The sequence below is a fragment of the Streptomyces sp. GB4-14 genome (genome assembly GCF_022696125.1).
In the GTDB taxonomy this organism is placed as follows: domain Bacteria; phylum Actinomycetota; class Actinomycetes; order Streptomycetales; family Streptomycetaceae; genus Streptomyces; species Streptomyces werraensis.
Map to the genome: position 1 here is coordinate 619,985 of NZ_RZHO01000002.1, position 23,018 is coordinate 643,002.

General features: G+C 72.8%; 21 protein-coding genes. 9 read left to right on the plus strand and 12 right to left on the minus strand.

Annotation, left to right across the window (positions count from 1 at the left end):
* Positions 1–55: 55 nt before the first annotated feature.
* From ELQ39_RS04045 to ELQ39_RS04060, 4 genes are read right to left on the minus strand one after another with little or no spacing between them, the layout of a single operon-like run.
* Positions 56–2,422 carry a glycoside hydrolase family 3 N-terminal domain-containing protein gene (locus ELQ39_RS04045; RefSeq protein ID WP_242591030.1) on the minus strand — a complete coding sequence of 789 codons (2,367 nt, stop codon included), beginning with the start codon at positions 2,420–2,422 and terminating at the stop codon, positions 56–58.
* Entirely contained in the window at positions 2,419–3,237 is an 819-nt protein-coding gene (locus ELQ39_RS04050) for a carbohydrate ABC transporter permease (RefSeq protein ID WP_190001793.1), read from the minus strand. Before ELQ39_RS04050 ends, ELQ39_RS04045 begins: the two co-directional genes overlap by 4 nt.
* Positions 3,234–4,193, minus strand: a complete 960-nt coding sequence (locus ELQ39_RS04055) for a carbohydrate ABC transporter permease (RefSeq protein WP_225628337.1) — start codon at positions 4,191–4,193, stop codon at positions 3,234–3,236. Before ELQ39_RS04055 ends, ELQ39_RS04050 begins: the two co-directional genes overlap by 4 nt.
* Before the next feature lie 10 nt (positions 4,194–4,203).
* The gene (locus ELQ39_RS04060) at positions 4,204–5,508 is read right to left on the minus strand and encodes an extracellular solute-binding protein (RefSeq protein ID WP_190001791.1); all 1,305 of its coding nucleotides are present in this window, start codon (positions 5,506–5,508) and stop codon (positions 4,204–4,206) included.
* A 138-nt stretch (positions 5,509–5,646) separates the two neighbouring features.
* On the opposite strand from ELQ39_RS04060, the gene ELQ39_RS04065 reads away from it, so the two are divergent.
* Positions 5,647–6,666 (plus strand): LacI family DNA-binding transcriptional regulator, encoded by a 1,020-nt coding sequence (locus ELQ39_RS04065; protein ID WP_242591031.1) that lies wholly within the window; start codon positions 5,647–5,649, stop codon positions 6,664–6,666.
* A gap of 59 nt (positions 6,667–6,725) precedes the next feature.
* Here ELQ39_RS04065 and ELQ39_RS04070 read toward each other — a convergent pair whose 3' ends face one another.
* Positions 6,726–7,091: a DUF6343 family protein gene (locus ELQ39_RS04070; protein ID WP_399699874.1), complete on the minus strand. Its 366-nt coding sequence runs from the start codon at positions 7,089–7,091 to the stop codon at positions 6,726–6,728.
* A gap of 133 nt (positions 7,092–7,224) precedes the next feature.
* On the opposite strand from ELQ39_RS04070, the gene ELQ39_RS04075 reads away from it, so the two are divergent.
* On the plus strand, positions 7,225–7,869 hold the full coding sequence (locus tag ELQ39_RS04075) for a dienelactone hydrolase family protein (protein ID WP_242591032.1): 645 nt from the start codon (positions 7,225–7,227) through the stop codon (positions 7,867–7,869).
* A 47-nt stretch (positions 7,870–7,916) separates the two neighbouring features.
* Here the strand turns inward: ELQ39_RS04075 and ELQ39_RS04080 are convergent, their stop codons facing one another.
* From ELQ39_RS04080 to ELQ39_RS04105, 6 genes are all read right to left on the minus strand, one after another.
* A complete protein-coding gene (locus tag ELQ39_RS04080; protein WP_242591033.1) occupies positions 7,917–8,918 on the minus strand; it encodes a polysaccharide deacetylase family protein in 1,002 nt (333 codons plus the stop codon).
* A gap of 28 nt (positions 8,919–8,946) precedes the next feature.
* Positions 8,947–9,963: a glycoside hydrolase family 11 protein gene (locus ELQ39_RS04085; protein WP_242591034.1), complete on the minus strand. Its 1,017-nt coding sequence runs from the start codon at positions 9,961–9,963 to the stop codon at positions 8,947–8,949.
* Positions 9,964–10,200: 237 nt separating this feature from the next.
* Entirely contained in the window at positions 10,201–10,824 is a 624-nt protein-coding gene (locus ELQ39_RS04090; protein WP_190001787.1) for an Rv1733c family protein, read from the minus strand.
* A 113-nt stretch (positions 10,825–10,937) separates the two neighbouring features.
* Positions 10,938–11,741 (minus strand): rod shape-determining protein, encoded by an 804-nt coding sequence (locus ELQ39_RS04095; protein ID WP_242591035.1) that lies wholly within the window; start codon positions 11,739–11,741, stop codon positions 10,938–10,940.
* On the minus strand, positions 11,738–12,106 hold the full coding sequence (locus tag ELQ39_RS04100; protein ID WP_225628329.1) for a TraR/DksA family transcriptional regulator: 369 nt from the start codon (positions 12,104–12,106) through the stop codon (positions 11,738–11,740). The genes ELQ39_RS04095 and ELQ39_RS04100 overlap by 4 nt, the downstream gene beginning before the upstream one ends.
* A gap of 43 nt (positions 12,107–12,149) precedes the next feature.
* Positions 12,150–12,473, minus strand: a complete 324-nt coding sequence (locus tag ELQ39_RS04105; protein ID WP_190001784.1) for a TraR/DksA C4-type zinc finger protein — start codon at positions 12,471–12,473, stop codon at positions 12,150–12,152.
* Between the two features lie 289 nt (positions 12,474–12,762).
* On the opposite strand from ELQ39_RS04105, the gene ELQ39_RS04110 reads away from it, so the two are divergent.
* From ELQ39_RS04110 to ELQ39_RS04130, 5 genes are all read left to right on the plus strand, one after another.
* Entirely contained in the window at positions 12,763–13,740 is a 978-nt protein-coding gene (locus tag ELQ39_RS04110; protein ID WP_242591036.1) for a HAMP domain-containing sensor histidine kinase, read from the plus strand.
* Positions 13,737–14,420, plus strand: coding sequence for a response regulator (locus tag ELQ39_RS04115; protein ID WP_190001782.1), 684 nt, complete (start codon positions 13,737–13,739; stop codon positions 14,418–14,420). Before ELQ39_RS04110 ends, ELQ39_RS04115 begins: the two co-directional genes overlap by 4 nt.
* Positions 14,417–14,869 (plus strand): hypothetical protein, encoded by a 453-nt coding sequence (locus ELQ39_RS04120; RefSeq protein WP_242591037.1) that lies wholly within the window; start codon positions 14,417–14,419, stop codon positions 14,867–14,869. The genes ELQ39_RS04115 and ELQ39_RS04120 overlap by 4 nt, the downstream gene beginning before the upstream one ends.
* A gap of 63 nt (positions 14,870–14,932) precedes the next feature.
* Entirely contained in the window at positions 14,933–17,233 is a 2,301-nt protein-coding gene (gene secD / locus ELQ39_RS04125) for a protein translocase subunit SecD (protein ID WP_242591038.1), read from the plus strand.
* Between the two features lie 554 nt (positions 17,234–17,787).
* The gene (locus ELQ39_RS04130; RefSeq protein ID WP_443334328.1) at positions 17,788–19,029 is read left to right on the plus strand and encodes an eCIS core domain-containing protein; all 1,242 of its coding nucleotides are present in this window, start codon (positions 17,788–17,790) and stop codon (positions 19,027–19,029) included.
* A 104-nt stretch (positions 19,030–19,133) separates the two neighbouring features.
* Here the strand turns inward: ELQ39_RS04130 and ELQ39_RS04135 are convergent, their stop codons facing one another.
* Positions 19,134–21,014: an ABC transporter ATP-binding protein gene (locus tag ELQ39_RS04135; RefSeq protein ID WP_242595539.1), complete on the minus strand. Its 1,881-nt coding sequence runs from the start codon at positions 21,012–21,014 to the stop codon at positions 19,134–19,136.
* 147 nt (positions 21,015–21,161) lie between these two features.
* Here ELQ39_RS04135 and ELQ39_RS04140 point away from each other — a divergent pair, with 147 nt between their 5' ends.
* Complete coding sequence (locus ELQ39_RS04140; RefSeq protein WP_242591039.1) at positions 21,162–22,091, plus strand: lysylphosphatidylglycerol synthase transmembrane domain-containing protein; 930 nt, start codon at positions 21,162–21,164, stop codon at positions 22,089–22,091.
* A gap of 89 nt (positions 22,092–22,180) precedes the next feature.
* Complete coding sequence (locus tag ELQ39_RS04145; protein ID WP_242591040.1) at positions 22,181–22,945, plus strand: crotonase/enoyl-CoA hydratase family protein; 765 nt, start codon at positions 22,181–22,183, stop codon at positions 22,943–22,945.
* The last annotated feature ends 73 nt before the right edge of the window (positions 22,946–23,018 follow it).

Consider the following 23,018-nt stretch of genomic DNA (forward strand, 5'->3'; position numbering starts at 1 on the left):
GCGGTGCGGGACCCGACTCCGGGTCCCGCACCGCCCTCTCCCCCGCACTGTGCGGCTACTCCACCGAGAACTCCGCGTGGAACCGCCGCGTGTGGTCCACCTCCCTCACCGGCCCCGTCAGGGTGACCGTGGCCGTCAGGCGGGTGTCCGTGCTGGACGCCGCCAGGCGCAGTTCCAGCTCGCCCGGTTCGACGATCCGGCGGCCGTCGCGGCCGGTGAAGGACGCCACGTCCGCCGGGACCGTGACCCGCACCCTGCGCTCCTCGCCCGGCTCCAGGTTCAGGCGGGCGTAGCCGACCAGGCGCTGGACCGGCTGGACCACGGAGGCGACCGGGTCGTGCAGGTAGAGCTGGACGACCTCCGTGCCGGCCCTCTCCCCCGCGTTGCGCACGGTGAGGGACGCGGTGAACTCCCCGTCCGTCGCCGCCTCTTCGGCGTCCACGGTCAGGTCGCTCCACGCGAACGTGGTGTACGTGAGGCCGTGTCCGAAGCCGAACGCCGGCGTCGGGTCGAGGTTGGACACCTCGCTGGCCTGGGCGAGCCGGGCGCCGAGGTACGTGGTCGGCTGGGAGCCGGGGGTGCGCGGGACGCTGACCGGGAGGCGGCCGGAGGGGGCCGTACGGCCGCTGAGCACGCCGGCGATGGCGCGGGTGCCCGCGACGCCCGGGAAGAACGACTGCACGATCGCCGCCGCTTCCGACACCGCGCGGCCCAGCGCGTAGGGGCGGCCCGCGAGCAGGACCGTCACCACCGGGGTGCCGGAGTCCAGCAGCGCGTCCAGCAGTTGCTGCTGGGCGCCCGGCAGCGACAGGGACTCCGCGTCGCAGCCCTCGCCGCTGGTGCCGCGGCCGAACAGGCCGGCGCGGTCACCGAGCGCCACGACGACGATGTCGGCGTCACGCGCGGTGTCCACGGCCTCCGCGATGCCGGAGAGGTCGCCGTCGTCGACTCCGGTGCCGCGGACGACGGTGATCTCGGCGTCGGGGAACTCGGCGGTCAGGCTCTCGCGCAGGTCGGGCAGTTCGATGCCGACGGGGATGTCCGGGTACTTCACTCCCACGTGCTGCGGGAAGGAGTAGCAGCCCAGGACGGCCGACGGCTCGGTGGCGTTGGGGCCGACGAGCGCGATCCGGCGGGGCCGGTCCAGCGGCAGGGTGCCGTCGTTGCTGAGCAGGACGACCGCCTTCTCGGCGATCTCGCGGGCCAGGTCGCGGTTCTCGGGTCCGTCGAGGTCGACCTTGCCGCGCAGGGCGTCGGGGTCGTCCAGGTCGGCGCCGTCGAACACGGGCGGCACCGGGCTCCAGTCACGGTCGAGCAGGCCCAGCTCCGCCTTCTGGGTGAGGACGCGGCGCAGGGCGCGGTCGATCAGGGACTCCGGCACCCGGCCCTCGGCGACGGCCTCCAGGAGCGGGGCGCCGAACGTCTTGACCGTCGGCAGTTCGATGTCGACGCCCGCCTTCAGCGCGGCCCCGGCCGCGTCGGCGAAGTCGCCCGCGACGCCGTGCAGCGTCTTGAGGAACGCGATGCCGAAGTAGTCGGCGACGACCGTGCCGTCGAAGCCCCACGTGTCGCGGAGCAGCCCGGTGAGCAGGCTTTCGTCCGCCGCGGAGGGCACGCCGTCGATGTCGGTGTAGGCGTGCATGACGGAGCGCGCGCCGCCCTCGTGGACGGCCATCTCGAACGGCGGCAGCAGCACGTCGGCGCGTTCACGCGGCCCCACGGACGAGGGGGCGAGGTTGCGTCCGGCGCGGGAGGCCGAGTAGCCGACGAAGTGCTTGAGGGTGGCGACGATCCCGGCGGACTCCAGGCCCTGGACGTAGGCGGTGCCGATGGTGCCGACGAGGTACGGGTCCTCGCCGATGGTCTCCTCGACACGGCCCCAGCGGGCGTCGCGCACCACGTCCAGGACGGGCGCGAGGCCCTGGTGGACGCCGACGGACCGCATGTCGCGGCCGATGGCGGCGGCCATCCTGCGGATCACGTCCGGGTCGAAGGTGGCGCCCCAGGACAGCGGGACGGGATAGGCGGTGGCACCCCAGGCGGCGAAGCCGGCCAGGCACTCCTCGTGCGCGACGGCGGGGATGCCGAAGCGGTTCGCGGAGGTGATGCGGGTCTGGGTGCGCAGCAGGGACAGCGCGCCGAGCGCCGGGTCCACGGGGGCGGTGCCGAAGGGGCGGGTGAGCTGGCCCAGGCCGGACGGCAGGAGCTCGTCGAGCTCGACGGCCTCCTCCATGTCGTGCTGGTGCGGGGCGACCTCGCCGCCGTCGGCGGAGGCGCCGACCCACACGCCGTACAGCTGGGCGATCTTCTCCTGGAGGGTCATGGCGCCGATCAGTGCGTCGACCCGGGCGGAGACGGGGTGGGAGGGGTCGTTCCAGAGGGGGATTTCGGGGGTGGTCTCTACGGCCACGTTCGCGGTCACTTTCCTCCGACGCCCATCAGACCCTGGACCAGGGCGCGACGGGCGAACAGGTAGACGAGCAGGATGGGCACCATGGACAGCACCACGGCTCCCAGCAGCCCGGGGATGTCGATGCCGTGTTCGGTCTGGAAGTCGTACAGGCCCAGGGTGACGACCTTGGTGGCGTCGGACTGGGTCAGTACGAGCGGGAACAGGAAGCCGTTCCATGCCTGGAGCGCGGAGAAGACCACGATGGTGGACAGTCCGCCCCGGGACAGCGGCAGCACGAGCTGGAAGAACATCCGGCGCGGGGTGGCGCCGTCCATGGCCATGGCCTCGTACAGCTCCGGGGAGATGTCGCGCATGGCGCCGCTGAGGATGAGCGCGGACATCGGCAGGCAGAACGCGGCCGTGGGCAGGATGACGCCGAGCAGGTTGTCGTACAGCCCGGCTTCGCTGATCAGGTAGAACATCGGCACGATGACGGCCTGGGCGGGGATCGCCAGGCCGAGCAGGAACAGCCGGAAGATCGCCGACGTGGTCCTGCCCCGGCTGCGCACGATGGCGTAGGCGAGCGGCGGGACCAGCAGCAGCACGATGCCGATCACGCAGGCGGTGACGACGAGCGTGTTGAGGAAGTACCGGCCGAAGCCCGAGTCGAAGGCGCCGGTGAAGTTGTCCAGGGTGAAGGTGTCCGGGAACGACACCGGGCCGTTCTGGGCGTAGTCCTGCCGGGTGCGCAGGGTCGCCGCGAGCATCACGTACAGCGGCAGGCCGACCAGGAACAGCCAGACCATCGACCCGGCGCCGGCCAGGTAGTTGGGGCGGCGCCTCATGACACACCTTCCATGGAGCTGCGCATCTTGTCGTAGCCGGAGACCTTCACCACGACCAGGGAGATGACGGTGGCGGCGACGACCAGGGCGAGGGCGATGGCGGAGCCGGCGCCGAAGTCGAAGCCCTTGAAGGCCTTGTCGTACATGTAGTAGGCGCTGATGGTGGTGTCGGTGCCGGGGCCGCCCTGGGTGAGGATGAGGACGGTCTCGAAGGTGGTGAGGCCACCGACGATCATCAGGATCATCGACGTGATCATCGAGTTGCGGAGCTGCGGCAGCGTGATGTGGAAGAACTGCCGGTAGCGGCCCGCGCCGTCGATCTCCGCGGCCTGGTAGAGGACCTGCGGGATGGAGCGGGCGGCGCCCTGGTAGATCAGCGTGTGGAACGGCGTGAACTGCCAGGTGCTGACGAACGCCAGTACGCCGATGGCGGTGGTCTGTTCGCCGAACAGGTTGCCGTCGCCGAACAGCCAGGAGGCGTCGGCCGGTATGCCGAAGTTCGGGTCGAGCAGCGCGCGCCACAGCACGGAGACGGCGGTGGCGGACAGCAGCAGCGGGATGAAGTAGATGACGGACAGCACCGCGCGGTTGCGCTGGTAGCCGGCCGCCCAGACGCCGAGCAGGATGCTCAGCGGGGTCTGGATGACCACGCCGAGCACGGTCAGCAGCAGGGTGAGCCAGACGCTCTTCAGCATCACCGGGTCGTCCCACAGGCGCGACCAGTTGTCGGTGCCGACCCACTGGGGCGAGCCGAGACCGTTCCAGCTCATGAAGGACAGCACCGCGACCATCACGAGCGGGACGATGGCGAAGAGCGTGAAGAACACGGCGGCGGGCAGCGCCCAGGCGAAGCCGGGGCGGCCCACCGTGGATATGGAGGGGGAGGCGGCCGGCCGCCGCCGGGACTCCTTGCGGAGCCCGGCGGCGGGCGGGGCGCTCGTGATCTTTGTGGTCATGAGCCGTTCGTCACTCGGTCGGGAGGGCCTGCATGGCCTTGATGAAGCCGTCCGCGTCGAGCTGTCCGTTGAAGAACTGCTGGATGGCCTTGTGCATGTCCGAGGCCGCCGACTGCGGGTACGCCTGGTCCCAGGAGAGCTGGAACGACGGGGCGTCTGCCACCAGGTCGTACTGGAAGCGGGAGTACTCGGGCGTCGCGGACGTCTCGATGAACTCGTCGGTGTTGGTCGTGGTGGTGAGGTTGCCGACGTCGAGCTGCGCCTTGACGAACTCGTCGGAGTACATGAGCTCGAGGAACTTGGCGACGGCCTCGGGGTGCTTGGTCTTCTTCAGCACCGAGTAGTAGTTGTTGGTGTTGCCGGCGACGTTCTTCGGGTCGCCCTTGCCGCCCGCGACGGCCGGGAAGGCGGAGTAGCCGAGGCCCTTCTCCGCGAAGTCCGGGTGGTCGGTGAGCTGCTGGGAGTAGTACCAGGAGCCCATCAGCTCGAAGCCGGCCTTGCCCTGGGCGACCAGCGCGACCGAGCCGCCGTTGGTGTACTTGACGGAGTCGTAGTTCTTGCCGAAGGCGCCGGCGTCGACCAGCTCCCTGATCATCTTCAGGGCCTTCTTGCTCTCCGGGGCCTCCCAGGCGCTCTTGTCGCCTTCGAGGGCCTTCGCGAAGAGCTCCGGGCCGGCTATGCGGTCGTAGAGGTACTGGAACCACATCTGGGTGGGCCAGACGTCGCCGCCGCCGAGCGCGATCGGGGTGACGCCCTCGTCCTTCAGCTTCTCGACGGCGTCGAGCAGGTCGTCCCAGGTCTTCGGCGGCTGGACGCCCGCCTTCTTGAGGACGTTCTTGTTGTGGAACAGCAGCACCGGCTGCGTGCCGCGCATGGGGATGCCGTACGGCTTGCCGTCGACCACGGCGTTGTTGAAGACGGACGGGAGGAACTTGCTCTCCAGCTCCGGGTTCTTCTTGATGAAGTCGTCCAGCGGGAGCAGCAGGTCCGCCTTGACGAAGGGCTTGATGCTGCCGCCGCCCCAGTTGAAGAAGACGTCCGGGGCCTGCGGGGTGCTGATGATCGTCTGAAGCTTCTTCTGGTAGTCGGCACCGGGGATGGTGTCGAGGACCGCCTTGACGTCGGACGTCTCGTTGAACTTGTCGACGACCTGCTTCTCGATCTTGTTGGTGGCGTCCCCGTAGACAAGGATATGGATCTTGCCGTCGTCCGCCGACGCCCCGCCGTTGCCGTCACCGCAGGCGGACAGGCTCAGGGCCAGGGCCAGTGTCGCACCGGTGGCGATCAGTCTGGGCAAGCGCGCACGTGTCTTCATCGTTCGCCTTTCGAAAGTTTCGGCATCATCGCCGAAAGTCCATGCCGAGGGACAGTAGGTCAGACGGGAGTTGGGGTCAACGGTCGGGTCGCAACTCGCCCGAAACGTTATCGACACGCGGTGCTCTATCCTGCGGGTATGCGTGAAGACGACGAGGCGACCGGGCGTGTCACCCTGGCTGCGGTAGCGAAAGAGGCCGGGGTTTCGATGCCGACAGTTTCGAAGGTGCTCAACGGCCGTTCGGATGTCTCACGCGCGACGCGTGCGAAGGTGGAGAGGCTGCTCGACCTGCACGGCTACCGGCGACGGGTGCAGCCCGCCACCCGCTATCCGCTCATCGAGATCGTGTTCCACGAGCTGGAGAGCGTGTGGGCGATGGAGCTGATACGGGGCGTGGAGAACGTCGCAAAGGAAAATCGCGCGACGGTCGTGCTCACCGAGAGCGGCACCCGGCACACCCCCGACCCGGACTGGCTGCCGGGCGTGCTGCAGCGCCGGCCGCTGGGCGTGGTGCTGGTCTTCTCCAGCCTGCCGCAGGACATCAAGCGCCAACTGCGGGCGGCCGCCATCCCGTTCGTCGTCATCGACCCGGCAGGCGACCCCGACCCGGACGTGCCCTCGGTCGGCTCCGCCAACTGGGCCGGCGGCCTCGCCGCCACCCGCCACCTCACCGAGCGCGGCCACCGGCGCATCGCCATCATCACCGGCCCGGGCGACATGCTGTGCTCGCTGGCGCGCCTCGACGGCTACCGCTCGGCCATGGCGATGGCGGGCCTGGAGGCGGACCCGCGGCTGACGCGCTTCGGCGACTTCCACGTCCAGGGCGGTTTCGAGCAGGCCATGGAGCTGCTGGAGGGCCCCGACCGGCCCACGGCGATCTTCGCCGGCAGCGACCTGCAGGCCTTGGGCGTGCTGGAGGCGGCCCGCGTCAAGGGGCTCCGGGTGCCGGAGGACCTGTCGGTGGTCGGTTACGACGACGTACCGCTCGCGCAGTGGTCCAGCCCTCCGCTCACCACCGTCCACCAGCCGCTGCGGCACATGGCCGAGGAGGCCTCCCGCATGCTGCTGCGCCCGGACGACCCGGGCGCCTCGGCCCAGCGGATCGAGTTGGCCACACATCTGGTGGTGCGGCAGAGTACGGCTCCGCTGGAGCCCTGACGCCCTTCACCGCGCCGGGCCTCGACACGACGGGCAGGGTCCGGTGGGCGAATCGCGAGTCACTGCGCGGAGCCGCGCTCCCGGCGCAGGCGGCGCACCACGACAGCCAGGTCCAGCGCGGCCGTCAGGGCGAGCACACCGCAGACCACGGCGAGGAGCGTCAGCGGACCGCTGCCGGGGCTGTCCCCCTCGTCGGAACCCGCCGCCCACACGGCGAACAGCACGGTGCCCGCGACGAAGAGGGGCAGGAAGACGGAGGCCAGCAGCAGCCGCAGCCCGAGCGGGCTGCGCGCGGTGACCGGCTCGGTGCCGGTCCGCGGGTACCTGCGGCCGACCATCCCCGAGCGGGCACGGGGGACCGGCTCGCGGCCGCCGGAGCCGGCGCGAGGCTCGTGGGGCGAGGAGCCGGTACGGCTGTCGGGCACGTCCACGCACCTCCTTCACCTCGTGTCCCGGACCGGGTAACCCCGTGGCGGCCGGCAAACCGCTGTCGTCTCGACCCGTCCCGCACGGGTACCCGGTGGGCCGGACCTCAGTGGCCGGAGGAGGTGGCCGGGCATGGTGAGCGCGTCGGTGACGGTTCCGTCGGGAGCCGCGGCCCTGCGCGGTGATCTGGAGATCCCCGTGGGGGCGCGCGGTGTGGTGCTGTTCGCGCACGGCAGCGGCAGTTCGCGGCTCAGCCCGCGCAACCGGGCCGTCGCCGGAGTGCTGCGCAGGGCGGGGTTCGGCACGCTGCTGCTGGACCTGCTGACCGCGGCGGAGGAGGACGAGGACGCGGCGACGGGCCGGCACCGCTTCGACATCGGTCTGCTGGCGGGCCGCCTGGCGCACGCCGTGGACTGGCTGGAGGACCGGACGGACGCGGTGGACCTGTCGGTGGGCCTGTTCGGGGCCAGTACGGGAGCGGCGGCGGCCCTGGTCGCGGCGACGGAGCGGCCGCGGCGGGTGTCGGCGGTCGTCTCGCGGGGCGGACGCCCCGACCTGGCGGGTGACGCGCTGCCCTTGGTGGCGTGCCCGGTGCTGCTGGTGGTGGGCGGTGCGGACAAGCAGGTGCTGGACCTCAACCATGAGGCCGCGCGGCGGCTGTCCGCGCCGCACCGGCTGGACGTGGTGCCCGGCGCCACGCACCTGTTCGGCGAGCCGGGCGCGCTGGAGCGGGTCGCGGAGCTGGCCGCCGGGTGGTTCGGCGAGCATCTGACGTGAGGGCGGCGAGCCGCGCCGGGAGGGCCGGCGCGGCTCGCCCGAGGTGCTCAGCTCGTGCTGCAGGAGACCGTGGGCCAGTTCCGGTTGCCGTTGGTCTGGATCGTCACCCCCCAGTTGTTCCCGCTCCCGTTCGGCCTGGCGACGAGCGTCTGGCTGTTGGGGTAGGAGGCGCTGACGTTCCAGGTGCTCAGCACCTTCGCCGGGGACGGCACGTTCATCGTCACGGTCCAGTTGTCGGAGCCGTTCACCGCGACGTTGAGGTTGTACCGGTCGCCCCAGCTGCTGCCCGCGGACAGGGTGGCGGTGCAGGAACCGTTGCCGCCGCCTCCGCCGCCCCCGCCGCCGGAGCCGTCGGGGGCCACCGCGCGGCCGGTCTGCGGGGAGATCATGCCGGCGCACAGCCCGCGCGAGGCGAGGTTCTGCGCGATGCGCGGGACGGCGGCGATGGTGTTCGCCGGCCAGTCGTGCATCAGCATGACCTGTCCGGCGTTCAGCCGGGAGGCGGCCTGCACGATGGCGTCGGTGCTCGCGTTGTTCCAGTCCTGCGAGTCGACGTCCCAGATGACCTCGGTCAGACCGTACTTGGCCTCCACCGAGCGCAGGGTGGAGTTGGTCTCGCCGTAGGGCGGGCGGAACAGCTTGGGTGTGCCGCCCCCGGCGCTCGCGATCGCCTGCTGGGTGCGGGAGATCTCCGACTCCATCTGGGCCTGGCTCAGCTGGGTCATGTGCGGGTGGGTGTAGCTGTGGTTGGCGACCCACATCCCCGCGTCCACCTGGGCCTTGACCAGCGAGGGGTTGGCGGCGGCGTTCTGGCCCGTGTTGAACATGGTGGCCCGCAGGCCGTTCTGCTTCAGCGCGTTGAGCAGGTTCATGGTGCTGCCGGTCGACGGGCCGTCGTCGAAGGTGAGGGCGACGTAGCCGTTGCAGGCGGCCGCCTCGGCGGGGGCGGCGCCGACGCCCGTGGTCAGGGTCGCGGCCACGGTCAGTGCGGCGGCGACCACGCCCGGGACCAGGTGCCGGGTGCCGGTCCGGCGCTTTCCGGTGCTCATGTGTGGGGGTCCTCCTCGTAGGGGGGTGTCAGCCTGCGCTGCAGGAAACCGTGGGCCAGTTCCAGTTGCCGTTGGTCTGGATCGTCGCGCCCCAGTTGTTGCCGCTGCCGTTGGGCCGCGCGACGAGGGTCTGCCCGTCGGGGTAGGAAGCGCTCACGTTCCAGGTGGCGGAGACCTTGGCGGGGGACGGGACCCGCATGGTCACGGTCCAGTTGCTCGAGCCGCTCACGGAGACGTTGAGGTTGTAACGGTCGCCCCACTGCTGGCCGGCCGACAGGGTCGCGGTGCAGCCGCCGTTGCCGCCGCCACCGCCTCCACCACCGCCGCCACCGCCGCCACCGCCGGAACCCTCGCTCACGGTGATGTTGGAGCTGCCGCTGCTCTGGTAGCCCTCGGTGGCCATGATCATGTAGTTGTGGTTGCCCAGGTTCATGCCCTTGCCGGCCCAGGCGTCGAAGTGGTTGCCGCTGGTGATGGTGCCGCCGGTGCGCTTCTGCTGCCGCACGCTCCAGTACTGGTCGAAGGTGCGGGTGCCTTCGATGGAGGGGGCGTTGTACCGGGTGGTCTTGTAGATGTCGTACGTGCCGCCGTCGGTGGTGACCGTGCCCTTGTACTCACCCGTGGGCCGGTACGTGCCCCAGTTGTCGACGATGTAGTACTCGATCAGGGGGCTGGTGGTCCAGCCGTACAGCGTGAGGTACGCGTTGCCGGACGGGTTGAAGCTGCCGGAGTAGTTGACGGTCTTGCGGCCGCCGGTGCTCCAGCCCTTGCCGGCCACGAAGTTGCCGGTGTTCCGCCACTGGGTGCTGTAACTGCCGCCGGAGCCCAGGTCCATGGAGACCGTGCCCTGGGAGTCGGTCCAGAAGGAGTACCACCAGCCGTTGTTGGTGCCGGTCTGGTTGGTGGAGATGACGGGGGCGGCGGTCGCGGTGCCGGCGGTGAGGAGCAGGGCGGTGAGCGCGGCGAGAGCGATCGTCCAGACGCTCTTCACGCTCATGATCAGTCGGCCGCGTCTGCGGCCGCCGGGGGGTGCGGACACAAGCATGGGTGACGCCTCCTGTTACGGCTCGTCGGGGAGGTCGATGCCGTGACAGTGTTGGTCTGAGCGCGTCAAGCGTCAACAGTTTCGGTGATAGTTTCGAAAAGTTCGCGTGATCGAAAATTGCGAGACTTCACTGTTCCAGCAGCTCAGCAGACGCATCAAGATTGTTGAGCTGCGATGCAATGACAGGTCGCTTGCCGTCTCATCGAAGATCGATCAAACGCAGACGAAAGTTTCGTATCACGTCGGAGTCGTCCAGCGCGGAGCCGTCTCCGCCCAAGCGGCGGCCCAGCGGGCGAGGTTGCGGCGGTGCAGCACGAAACCCGTGACGGCGTGCACGGCGGCCCCCGCGAGAGCGACGCCGATCGCGGCGAGGAGTGCCCAGCCGGCGGCGCGGCTGCGGACCTCCTTGCCGGTCAGGGGCGCGTCGGTCGCCTCGCCGTCGGAGTCGATCCAGACGCCGACGACGCTGTCGGCGGTCAGGCCGGGCGGGACCTCCGCGCGGGTGGTGCGGGTCCGTCCCTCGCGGGTGACGACCCGGACCTCGACCGGGTAGCGCGTCTTCTTCTCCTCGTCCGAGCCCGGCTCCGGGTGCCGGGGCGCGTCGTGGAGGAGGGTCGCGTCGGTGAGGTGGCGCGTCTGCTGCTGGTGACGTGCGACGTCCTGGTAGTGGCGGTGGGCGGCGTCGCCCACCAGGGCACCGGCCAAGGGCGCCACGGCCAGGACGGCGAGCAGCACGCCGAGCCCCAGCCAGGCCCGCGCGGTGTCGGTGCGGCGGCGCAGCGGGTTGGGACGCCAGGGCCAGAACAGGGGGCGCGGCGGCGGTCCGGGGGGCGGCTGCGGCGCGGGTACGGTGCCCGCCACGTCACGTCTCCTTCCGGTAGCGGTCGCAGGCGGAGGTGTGCCGGCCGGGACACAGACCGGCCGGCCAGGAACAGGCCGGGCGGCCGGACACAGGCCGGCCGGTGACAGGTCGCTCAGAGCACGCCGTCGGCGGACGGGTGCCGGTGCGCGGCGATCAGCAGTCCCGCCGCGCCGCGGACGGCGGCGGTGTGCGGGGACGGCACGGGCCGCACCGCGCAGTTGAGTCCGCCCGGCAGTCCGCCGGTGATGTCGGGACGCAGCGCTCCCCCGCCGGCCAGCAGCACGCCGCGGCGCAGCGCCGTGCGGGTGAGGGAGGTGCGGTCCTGCCGCAGCATCTCCGTCACCATGCCGATCACCGCCTCGGTGATCAGCTCGGGCGGTGTGCCGTCGGACAGGTCGGCGGTGCCCAGAGCGGTGCGCCGGGCGTCGGTGACCGCGCCGTCGGCGAGGAGCACCACCTCGGTGAGGTGCGCGCCGACGTCGACCACCAGCAGCGGCCGGACGTGGTCGGCGCCGGCGGCCAGCGCGACCGCCCGCGCGCCGGGGACCGTCAGGACGGCGCGCGGACGGAGCACCTCCACGGCCGTACGGGCCGCGGCGCGGAACGCGGGACCGCCGAGCACCGGGGAGGTGACGACGACCAGCGGGCGGCCGATCCTCGGCAGACGGTGGCCGAGCAGCCGCTCCAGCATGCGGGCGGTGCCTGGGGCGTCGACGATGGTGCCGCGCTGGACGGGGTGGACGGCGCCCGAGCCGGGGAACGTCACGGTGGGCACGTCCAGGACCATGCCCCGTCCGGCGACGAACGCGCGGGTGCGGGCGCTGCCCAGTTCTAGGGCGAGACCTGGGCAGCGCCTGCACAGCGTCCGGTGCCGGTACCGCAGGGAAGCCGGCCGGGGGTGCCGGATCACGGTCACCGGCCGGCCTCGCGCACCTGCTGGCAGCGCCCGCAGTAGCGGGCCTGGGGGACGATCAGCAGGCGGTGGCGTTCCACCGGGCGACGGCAGAGGTGACAGACGCCGTACGTACCGGAGTCCATCCGGGACAGCGCCTCCTCGACGTCGGCGAGCACCATGCGGGCCGACGCGGCGAGCTTGACGCCGACCTCGACCTGCGCGGCGTCCTCGCGGACGCGGCGGTCGTCGGCGCGGCTCGCCGTGGCGAACTGCCGCAGCTGTTCCCGGCGGAACAGCAGCTGTTCGTGCAGGTTCTCACGGAGCGCGGCGAGGTCCTCGGCGCTGAGGATCTCGTCGTGCTCGCCGATGGTCTGATGGGTCACCACTGCACCTCTCGGGCAGAGCGGGGCGGACGGACGGGGGTGTTGGTCAGGCCGCGCGCTGGCAGCCGACGCAGTACCGGGTGTGCGGCAGGATCTCCAGCCGCTCCGGCGGCACCGGCTTCGAGCAGCCCAGGCAGGTGCCGTAGCTGCCGTCCTCCACGCGTGCGAAGGCCTCGTCGATCTCCCGCAGGACCCGCTTGATGGCGTCCTTCTGGTTCGACATCAGGTGGTCGCCCGGGGCGGCCCCCGTTTCGTCCAGCGCCTTGAGTTGCGCGAGCCTGGTCGTTCGGGCGTGCTCCAGACGCCGGCGGACCTCGTCCGCGGCGAGGTTCGCGGCGCGGGGGTCGGTGCGGGGCAGGTCGAGCGACACGTGTTCCTCCTGGGAGACATGGGTGACGTGGGAGACGTACGGGATGACGCTTCCACCATGGCCCGGGGCCGCCCGCCTTCCCATCGGGCGCGGGACCCATCTCCCCGGGGTCCGAGGACCCACCCCGTGCGGCATGGGTCCGCCGGCCGACGGGAAATGGGGCGCGGGGCCCATCGACCGGGCCGGGGCGGGCGGGGCAGGCTGGCCGGTGTCCGCCCGGGACAGGGGGTCGCTGCCGCATCACGGGCCGCGGTGACCGACAGTAGAGGCAGACGAGAAAGAGGAAGGCGTGACCTCCGTGTCCCTGTACTGGCGGATCTTCGGTCTGAACGCCGTGGTGCTCGGCAGCGCCACGGCGCTGCTGCTGTGGGCTCCGGTGACCGTGTCCGTGCCGGTGCTGCTGACGGAGGCGGTGATCCTCGTCGGCGGTCTCGTCGTGATGCTCGTCGCCAACGCGGCGCTGCTGCGCATCGGACTCGCCCCGCTGGACCGCGTGACCCGGCTGATGACCACCGTCGACCTGCTGCGCCCCGGGCAGCGGCTGCCCGTGCGCGGCGGCGGCGAGGTGGGCGGGTTGGTGAGCGCCTTCAACGCGATGCTGGAGCGCCTGGAGGGGGAACGCGCATCGAGCAGCGCCCGCGCGATCCTCGCCCAGGAGGGTGAGCGGCGCCGTATCGCCCAGGAGTTGCACGACGAGGTGGGGCAGAGCATGACGGCCGTCCTGCTGGCCCTGAAGCGGGCGTCCGACGAGGCGTCGGAGCCGCTGCGCGAGGAGCTGCTGCAGGCCCAGGAGATCACCCGGGGCAGCCTGGACGACGTGCGGCGGCTGGTGCGCAGGCTGCGCCCCGGCGTGCTGGACGACCTCGGTCTGGTGAGCGCGGTGACGTCGCTGGCGACGGAGTTCTCCACGCACACCGGGCTGCGTGTGGTGCGCCGCTTCGACCCCGACCTGCCCGCCCTGGACCAGGAGGCGGAGCTGGTGATCTACCGGGTGGCTCAGGAGGGCCTCACCAACGCGGCCCGGCACGCCGAGGCCCGCCGGGTGGAGGTGACCCTGCGCGCCGCCGAGGACGCCGTCGTGCTGGAGGTGGCCGACGACGGGCGCGGCATCGGCGCCGCCCGGGAGGGAGCGGGACTTCGCGGAATGCGTGAGCGGGCGCTGCTGATCGGGGCCACGCTGGACATCTGGAGCCCGGACGAGGTCTCCGCGACAGGAACCGGTACCCGCATCCGGCTGACCGTGCCGGCCGTCAGGAAGCAGTCATGAACGACCAGGACATCCACGCCGACCGCCACGCGGAGAAGATCCGCATCCTCCTCGCCGACGACCACGCGCTGGTGCGGCGCGGCGTCCGCCTCATCCTCGACCGGGAACCGGACCTGGAGGTGGTCGCGGAGGCCGGCGACGGGGCCGAGGCGATCGCCATGGCCCGCACCCACGACGTGGACCTCGCCGTGCTCGACATCGCCATGCCGCGGCTCACCGGTCTGCAGGCGGCGCGGGAGCTGACCGCCCTGAGGCCGGGGCTGCGCATCCTGATGCTGACGATGCACGACAACGAGCAGTACCTGTTCCAGGCGCTGAAGGCCGGGGCGGGCGGCTACGTCCTGAAGTCCGTCGCCGACCGTGACCTGGTCGCCGCCTGCCGGGCGGCCATGCGGGACGAGCCGTTCCTGTACCCGGGGGCGGTGACCGCCCTGATCCGCAACTACCTGGACCGGGTACGGCACGGCGAGGAGGCGCCCGAGCAGCTGCTCACCCCGCGCGAGGAGGAGGTGCTGAAGCTGGTCGCCGAGGGGCACTCCTCGAAGGAGATCGCGGAGCTGCTGTTCATCAGCGTCAAGACGGTGCAGAGGCACCGGGAGAACCTGCTGCACAAGCTGGGGCTGCGGGACCGGCTCGAGCTGACCCGGTACGCCATCCGCGCGGGGCTCGTGGAGCCTTGACCACCCGCGCCCCGGGCCGTACGGCCCGGCTTCCGCTGAGGGCCGCCGCGGCCGTCCTGGCCGCGTTCGCGGCCGTGCTGCTGACCCTTGGTTTCACCTCCGGCGCGGCTCCCGCGTCGGCCGTCGCGGCGGGCCCGGCCGCCCCCGCCCGGTTCCCGTCGCCGCCCGCCTACGTCCCGGCGTCCCCCGGCACGCCGACGTACTCCTCCGGGACGCAGCCGCACAGCGACGAGGCGTACGTCGCCGCCCGTACGGTGCTCGCCCGGCCGGAGCGGGACACCGGCAGACAGGACACGGCCGCCGGTCCCCTCCTGTTCACGCCCGCGCACACCCCGCGCGTCCCGCCCCGGCCCGCGCGCCCCGCGCCCTCGGCCGGTCACGCGCCGCCCGCCGCCGCGCACGTCCCGGCGGACCTGGGACGTGCGCCGCCCGCCGCCTCCAGCACCTGAGCCGTCCATTTCCCCCTTTCCGCGTGCCCGCCGACGGGCACGTGTGCCTTGCTGGAGGCATCTGTGAAACGTCCCGCCCGCGTCAGGGCGTTGTTCGCGCTCGCCGTGATCGCCGTGTCCGTGTTCGTCGCCGTCACCGTCCCGGTCCGTCTCGGACTGGATCTGCGGGGCGGCACCCAGATCGTGCTGGAGACCCGTTCCACCGAGACCCTGAAGGCCGACGCCGAGGCCACCGACCGCACCCTGGAGGTGCTGCGCGGCCGGATCGACGCCCTCGGCGTCGCCGAGCCGACCATCGTCCGCTCCGGCGACCAGCGGATCATCGTCGAGCTGCCGGGCGTGCAGGACCCGCGGAAGGCCGCCGACGTGCTGGGCCGCACCGCGCAGCTCTCCGTGCACCCGGTGAAGGGGCCCGGCACGGGGGACGCGAAGAAGCTGCCGCAGGGTGAGCGGGTGCTGCCCGACGAGTCCGGCGAGCGGCTGCACCTCGGCGAGGCCGCGCTGAGCGGCCAGGACGTCAAGAGCGCCGAGTCCCGCTTCGACCCGCAGAGCGGAGCCGGCTGGCACGTCACCGTCGACTTCGAGGACGGAAAAGGCTGGGCCCGGCTGACCGGTGAGGCCGCCTGCCACCCGGCGGGCGACCCGCAGCGCCGCGTCGCCATCGTCCTCGACAACAAGATCATCTCCTCGCCGCAGGTCGACCCGTCCGTGGCGTGCGGCGCGGGCATCACCGGCGGGTCCACGCAGATCACCGGCTCCTTCACCAGCGACGAGGCGAAGGAGCTCGCGCTGCTGGTGCACGGCGGCGCGCTCCCGGTGCCGGTGGAGACGGTGGAGCAGCGGACCGTCGGTCCGACGCTGGGCGCCGAGGCCATCCGCGCCAGCGCCTGGGCCGCCGTCGTCGGCACCGCCCTCACGGCGCTGTTCGTCATCGTCGTCTACCGCCTCATGGGCCTCCTCGCCATCGTGGCCCTGCTCTGCTACGGCCTGATCTCCTACGCCGGTCTCGCCGCCCTCGGCGCGACGCTGACGCTGCCCGGCCTCGCCGGTTTCGTGCTGGCCATCGGCATGGCCGTGGACGCGAACGTGCTGGTCTTCGAACGCGCCCGGGAGGAGTACGCCAAGCGCAACCGGCCCAGCGGCCGCTCGGCCCTGACCGCCGGTTTCAAGGGCGCGTTCAGCGCGATCGCGGACTCCAACGTGACCACGCTGATCGCGGCGGCGCTGCTGTTCGTGCTGGCGTCCGGCCCGGTGAAGGGCTTCGGCGTCACGCTCGGCATCGGTGTGCTGGCGTCCATGATCAGCGCCCTGGTCATCACCCGGGTGCTCGCCGAGTTCGCGGTGGCGCGCCGCTGGGTGCACCGGCGTCCCGCAGTCACGGGCCTGGCCTCCGTGGGCCGGGTCCGCGCCTACCTCACCCGCCGTGACCCGCAGCTGATGCGGCGGCCCCGCCGCTGGCTTGCCGTGTCGGCGGTCGTCCTGGCCGTCGCCGCCGCGGGCACGGTCGTACGGGGCCTGAACTTCGGCGTGGAGTTCACCGGCGGCCGGCTGATCGAGTACTCCACGGAGCAGACCGTCGACCCCGACCGGGCCCGTGCCGCGCTCGCCGACGCCGGTTTCCCGCAGGCCGTCGTGCAGTCCTCCGGCGACAACGGCCTGACCGTGCGCACCGAGGAGCTGACCAACGAGGAGGCGGTGGAGGTCGCCGAGACCGTCGCCGAGGTCGGCGGCGGCGCGGAGAAGGTCCGCGACGAGCTGATCGGCCCGAGCCTCGGCGACGAGCTGCGGCGCAACGCGCTGCTCGCGCTCGGCCTCGCCCTCCTCGCCCAGCTGCTGTATCTCGCCGTGCGGTTCCGGTGGATGTTCGGCGCGGGCGCGGTGGCCGCGCTGGCGCACGACGTGGTGATCCTCACCGGGATCTTCGCCTGGCTGGGCAAGCCGATCGACGGCGTGTTCCTGGCGGCGCTGCTCACCGTCATCGGCTATTCGGTGAACGACTCCGTGGTGGTCTTCGACCGCATCCGCGAACTGTGGCGCAAGGACGCGAAGGCGCCGCTCGCGCAGGTCACCAACCGGGCGATCCTGCAGACGGTCCCGCGGACGGTGAACACGGGCATCGGCGTGATCTTCATCCTGGCCGCGCTGGCCCTGCTGGGCGGTGACTCCCTGACGGACTTCGCGCTGGCGCTGCTCATCGGGATGGTCGTCGGCACGTACTCCTCCGTCCTCACCGCGTCGCCCCTCGCGATCGAGCTGGACGCGAGGACGGGCGGCCGTCCCCGTGGCCGAGTCCCGTCCCGCCGAACCCCGGCCGACCCGGGCGGCCGCAAGGAGACGACGGCGACGAGCGGGCGCCGCCCGTGACACCGCGGAACGCCGCCGCGGCCCGGAGCCGCGGCGGCGTTCCTGGCCGGGAGCCCGGCGCGCCCTGCCCGGGCGACGGGCGGGGGCGCGGCTCGGGCCGACGGGGTGCCCGCCCCGGAGGACCCACGCGCCCAGCCTGCGCGGCCGCGAGTGCGCGGTCGGGCCAGCTCGCGCCGCGGCGGTGTCCCTGCCAGGAACCCCGCGCGCTCTGTCCGGGCCGCGGCGGGTGCGCGGTCCGGCCGGCGGCGATGTCCCTGCCGGGGAAAGCCGGCCCGTATCGTCCCAGCAGCGCGCGGGAACGCGGCTCAGGCGTGTGACGGTAGCCCCTGCCCTGATGCGCGGTGCGTGCGCCAGGCCGCGGGCGCGGTTCGGGCCGTCGGCGGCCACGGCGGGCGCCCCGTGCGTTCGTCGGAGGAGAGCGTCCCCGTGCTACCCCGCCGGCCCCCCGCCCTGCCCGGTCGGGCGGGGGACCTTGCCCCTGCGGACCTGGTGCCGGCGGCCCGGTACCGCGTATGCACGAGGGGTCGAGGAAGCACACCGGAGGCGAGGCCCCCTTGCGTGATCAGGAGAACAGCCGGGACACCGGGAACGGCCGCAGGGCCGTGCGCCCCACACAGCGGCCCGCGCCGCAGGGGCTGCGGGCCGCCGCCGGCAACGCCGCCGTCGTCCAGATGCTCCGGCAGGCAGGACACCCCTGGGCTCAGGAACAGCACCAGCACACCGCGGGCTGCGGCCACGAGCGGAATGAGGCGGCAGCCACGGTGCAGCGTTCCGCCGTGCACGACGTGCTGCGCGCGCCCGGACGGCCCCTGGACGCCCCCACGCGCACCGACATGGAGGCCCGGCTCGGCGCGGACTTCTCCGACGTCCGCATCCACGACGACACGGCCGCCCGCACCTCCGCGGCCGAGGTGGGTGCCCGCGCCTACACCAGCGGCAACCACATCGTGATCGGCCAGGGCGGCGGTGACCCGCACACCCTCGCCCACGAGCTGACCCACGTCATCCAGCAGCGCCGGGGTCCGGTCGCCGGCACGGACCACGGCGACGGCCTCAAGGTCTCCGACCCCGACGACCGCTTCGAGCGGGAGGCCGAGGCCAGTGCCGTCCGGGCGATGAACGGGCCCGCGAGGTCCGAGGCGCCGGTGGAGGAGCACACGAGGACAGGCCGGCACACGGATGTTCCGCTCCAGCGCGTGGCGACACGGGGCGCCACGGGAAGCCTGCCGCTGCCGGCCTGGGACCGGCAGCCCCCGGTGTGGGAGCAGGCCCGCTTCGGCCCTGCGGCGCACAACGGCCCCCTCAAGCGCATGGGCGGAACCAGCGTCACGGTGACCCTGGGACCGAGCGTCCTCGCGCCGGCGAACTCGTACGGGGGTTCACGCCCGGGCGCCGGCGAGTGCACGCTCGTCAACGAGCTGAACGCGCGGGACGGCGGCGGCTGGATCAAGGGGCACCTCTGGAACGACAACCTGGGCGGCCACGGCGTGTCGGAGAACCTGACGCCCATGACCGACAGCACGAACCAGAACTTCAACCGCCGGTTCGAGGAGCCGCTGAAGAGAATGCTGTGGGCGTGCGCGAACCACGCGCAGACGAACGCGAGTTCGCCCGTCTGGTACGGCGTTGCCTTCACCGTCGGCACCTACGGGCGCATGTCGGCCGATCCGGCCGAACTCGAGTACCTCGTGCCCGAGGGGGTCGAGTACTCGGCGAGCTACATGCAGATGGACAGGGCCACCTCCGTGATCACCCCGGTCGCGGCCCCTCAGGGATTCCCGCCGGAGATCCGCTGACCTCGCCGCCGCGTGAGGAGCCGCCGGCTTCGCCGGCCGCGTGACGGGCCGCCGAGAGGTCGGCGGCCCGTTCCGTCGCGGCGGGAGCAGTCAGGGCGTACCCGTCACAGGCCGGTCGGCGCCAGCGCGTCCTCCTCCTCGAACTGCGTCCGGTACAGCTCCGCGTACCGCCCGCCGGTCGCCAGCAGCTCCTCGTGCGTCCCCCGCTCCACCACACGCCCACCCTCGACCACGAGGATCAGGTCGGCGGCCCGCACGGTAGACAGCCGGTGCGCGATCACCAGCGCCGTCCTTCCCTCCAGCGCCTCCCCCAACGCCTCCTGCACCGCCGCCTCGGACGTGTTGTCCAGGTGGGCCGTCGCCTCGTCGAGGACGACGACCCGCTGCCGGGCCAGCAGCAGCCGTGCGATCGTCATCCGCTGCCGCTCCCCGCCGGAGAGCCGGTACCCCCGCTCCCCCACGACCGTGTCGAGCCCGTCGGGCAGCGCCCGCACCAGCGCGTCCAGGCGCGCCCGGCGCAGCGCGTCCCACAGTTCCTCCTCGGCCGCGTCCGGCCGCGCCAGCAGCAGATTCGCGCGGACCGTGTCGTGGAAGAGGTGACCGTCCTGCGTCACCATCCCGACCGTGGCCCGCAGCGACGACGCGCTCAGGTCCCGTACGTCGACCCCGCCCACGCGGACCGCCCCCGCGTCCACGTCGTACAGCCGCGGCAGCAGGGACGCGATCGTCGACTTGCCGGCGCCCGAGGAGCCGACGAGGGCGACGGTCCGACCGGGTTCGGCGCGGAAGGAGACGCCGTGCAGCACTTCCTCGCCGCCGCGCGTGTCGAGGGCGGCGACCTCCTCCAGGGAGGCGAGGGAGACCTTGTCGGCGGACGGATAGCCGAAGCGGACGTCGTCGAACTCCACGGCGACCGGCCCCTCGGGCACCTCTCGGGCGTCCGGCCTCTCCCGGATCAGCGGGTCGAGGTCCAGCACCTCGAAGACCCGCTCGAAGCTCACCAGCGCGCTCATGACCTCCACCCGCGCCCCGGCCAGCGAGGTGAGCGGCGCGTAGAGGCGGGTGAGGAGCAGGGCGAGCGCGACCACCGCGCCGGCGTCGAGGGCGCCGGAGAGGGCGAGCCGGCCGCCGAGGCCGTAGACCAGCGCGAGGGCGAGGGCGGAGACCAGGGTGAGGGCGGTGATGAACACCGTCTGTGCGGTGGCGGTCCGTACGCCGATGTCCCGCACCCGCCGTGCCCGTACCGCGAACTCCTCGGACTCCTCCTCGGGCCGCCCGAACAGCTTCACCAGGGTGGCGCCGGGCGCCGAGAACCGCTCCGTCATCCGCGTCCCCATGGCCGCGTTGAGCGTGGCGGCCTCACGCTGGAGGCCGGCCATCCGGCGGCCCATCCGCCGCGCCGGGATCCCGAAGACGGGGAGCAGGACCAGCGCCAGAAGGGTGATCTGCCAGGACAGGGTGAGCATCACGCCGAGGGTCAGGACCAGCGTGACGACGTTGGCGACCACGGTCGACAGGGTGGAACTGAACGCCCGCTGGGCTCCGATGACGTCGTTGTTGAGACGGGAGACGAGCGCTCCCGTACGGGTGCGTGTGAAGAACGCGACCGGCATCCGCTGCACGTGGTCGAAGACCGCCGTCCGCAGCCCCAGGATGAGATCCTCGCCGAGCGCCGCCGACAACCGGCGGCCCAGCACTCCGAGGGCCGCCTCCACCACCGCGATCAGCGCGATGAGCAGCGCGAGACGCACCACCGCGTCCGGGTCGCCGCCGGACACGATCGTGTTCACCACCCGACCGGCGAGCACGGGAGTGGCCACGGCGAGCGCCGCGGTCGCCGTGCCGAGCAGCAGGGAAAGGATCAGCGTGCGGCGGTGCGGGCGGGCGAAGGCGCCGATGCGGCGCAGCGTGTCCCGGGTGACGGGCCGGCGCTCGGTCTCGGCGGTCATGACGCTGCGCAGTTGCGCCCACGCGGTGGTCTCCATGCTCATGACGGAGACGCTAGGACCTCAACCATGATTGAGGTCAAGGACGCTCCCGTTCCGCCGCCCCGGCCCGCGGGCCGCGGCCGTCGCCCCGTGTCCGGCTCGTCGCAACTCTCCGTTCGCGCGCGTCGTTCATCCTGCGTGGACATGACGGTGACGATCCGCCGGGTGCTGTGCGTGCTGCCGCTGCTGCTCGTGGCCGTGGTCGCCGTGCGGCAGCGGGAGGTGCTGGCCGAGGGGCTGGGGCTGGTGACGACCGCCCGGTGGCCGTGGCTGCTGGCCGCTGCCGGTCTGACGTGTCTGACCTGGCCGGCCGCCGCGTGCACCCGTCAGGGCGCCGTGCTCGAACGGCTGCCGGGCCGGCGGCTGGTGGCCGCGCAGTTCGCGGCGGGCGCGGCGAACCATCTGCTGCCCACGGGGCTCGGGGCGAGCGCGGTCAACCTGCGGTTCATGACGGTGTGCGGGCTGAGCACGGCCCGGTCCTCGGCCGCGCTGGCGCTGTATCTGCTGGCGGAGAGCGTCGGGCGGGTGGGGTTGCTTGCCGCGCTGCTGGTGGCGTTTCCCGACGCGCTGCCGTTCGGGTCGCTGCTGCCGGACGGGGCGCCGGTCGGGGCGTTGCTCGTGGCGGGTGCGGTGCTGGTGCCGGCGGTGGGCGGGCTCGCCGCCGTACGGCGGGTGCGGACGGTGGTGGCCGGGTTCCTGCGGACGGCGCTGGGCGAGGCGCGGTCGGTGCACGCCAGGCCCGCGCGGGCGCTGGCGCTGTGGGGCGGGGCACTGGTCTTCCCGGCGCTCCAGGCGGGCGTACTCGTGCTGGTGGCGCGGGCGTTCGGCCTCGCGGTCCCGTCCGCGCACCTGGCGGTGGCGTACCTGGCGGCGACGGTGGCGGTGGCGCTGGTGCCCACGCCGGGCGGGATCGGCTCGGTGGAGGCGGCGCTGGTCGTGGCACTGGTGGCGGCCGGCGGGGCGGCGGCGCCGGCCACGGCGGTCGTGGTGGTGTTCCGGCTGCTCACGGTGTGGCTGCCGCTGCTGCCGGGCGCGCTGACGCTGGCGGCACTGGTGCGGATGAAGGTGATCTGACCTGCGGGACGGGTGAGGCGGCGCGTGAGGGGGTGAGGCAGCCGGTCCGGCGGGTAGGGTCCCGGTCCCATCACGGAAGGGACCGTGTCATGCCGGTACGGATCGAACGGCAGGGAGCCGTCACCACGGTGGTGCTCTCCCGCCCCGGGGCGCGCAACGCGGTGGACGGGCCGACGGCCGCCGAACTCGCCGACGCCTTCCGCGCCTTCGAGGCCGACGACGAGGCGCGGGCGGCGGTGCTGTGGGGCGAGGGCGGCACGTTCTGCGCGGGCGCCGACCTGAAGGCGCTGGGCACGGACCGCGCCAACCGGGTCGCCGAGGACGGCGACGGACCGATGGGCCCGACCCGGCTGCGGCTGTCCAAGCCGGTGATCGCGGCGGTGTCGGGGCACGCCGTGGCGGGCGGTCTGGAACTGGCGCTCTGGTGCGACCTTCGGGTGGCCGAGGAGGACGCCGTGTTCGGCGTGTTCTGCCGCCGCTGGGGCGTGCCGCTGATCGACGGCGGCACGGTACGGCTGCCCCGGCTGATCGGTACGAGCAGGGCGATGGACATGATCCTCACCGGACGCCCGGTGCCGGCCGCCGAGGCGTACGCGATGGGACTGGCCAACCGGGTGGTGCCGGTGGGGCGGGCCCGCGCGGAGGCGGAGGAACTGGCCGCCTCCCTGGCCCGGTTCCCGCAGGCGTGCCTGCGGTCCGACCGCGCGTCGGTGCTGGAGCAGGAGGGGCTGGGCGAGGAGGAGGCGCTGGCGGCCGAACTCCGGCACGGCGCGGCCGTGTTGGCAGAGAGCCTGGAGGGAGCGGCCCGGTTCGCGTCCGGGGCGGGGCGGCACGGGGCGTTCGACGGAACGTGAAACCACCCCGTCCGTGCGGGAGTCGGGCGTACGGCATGGCGCGCGTCACCGCTCGCGGCGTCCCGCGTGGTAC

Bases quoted from the DNA above. Each gene is read 5' to 3' on its own strand.
- ELQ39_RS04050 (WP_190001793.1), bottom strand. From the start codon at position 3,237: ATGAGGCGCCGCCCCAACTACCTGGCCGGCGCCGGGTCGATGGTCTGG.
- ELQ39_RS04055 (WP_225628337.1), bottom strand. From the start codon at position 4,193: ATGACCACAAAGATCACGAGCGCCCCGCCCGCCGCCGGGCTCCGCAAG.
- ELQ39_RS04060 (WP_190001791.1), bottom strand. From the start codon at position 5,508: ATGAAGACACGTGCGCGCTTGCCCAGACTGATCGCCACCGGTGCGACA.
- ELQ39_RS04065 (WP_242591031.1), top strand. From the start codon at position 5,647: ATGCGTGAAGACGACGAGGCGACCGGGCGTGTCACCCTGGCTGCGGTA.
- ELQ39_RS04075 (WP_242591032.1), top strand. From the start codon at position 7,225: ATGGTGAGCGCGTCGGTGACGGTTCCGTCGGGAGCCGCGGCCCTGCGC.
- ELQ39_RS04080 (WP_242591033.1), bottom strand. From the start codon at position 8,918: ATGAGCACCGGAAAGCGCCGGACCGGCACCCGGCACCTGGTCCCGGGC.
- ELQ39_RS04085 (WP_242591034.1), bottom strand. From the start codon at position 9,963: ATGCTTGTGTCCGCACCCCCCGGCGGCCGCAGACGCGGCCGACTGATC.
- ELQ39_RS04115 (WP_190001782.1), top strand. From the start codon at position 13,737: ATGAACGACCAGGACATCCACGCCGACCGCCACGCGGAGAAGATCCGC.
- ELQ39_RS04135 (WP_242595539.1), bottom strand. From the start codon at position 21,014: ATGGAGACCACCGCGTGGGCGCAACTGCGCAGCGTCATGACCGCCGAG.
- ELQ39_RS04140 (WP_242591039.1), top strand. From the start codon at position 21,162: ATGACGGTGACGATCCGCCGGGTGCTGTGCGTGCTGCCGCTGCTGCTC.
- ELQ39_RS04145 (WP_242591040.1), top strand. From the start codon at position 22,181: ATGCCGGTACGGATCGAACGGCAGGGAGCCGTCACCACGGTGGTGCTC.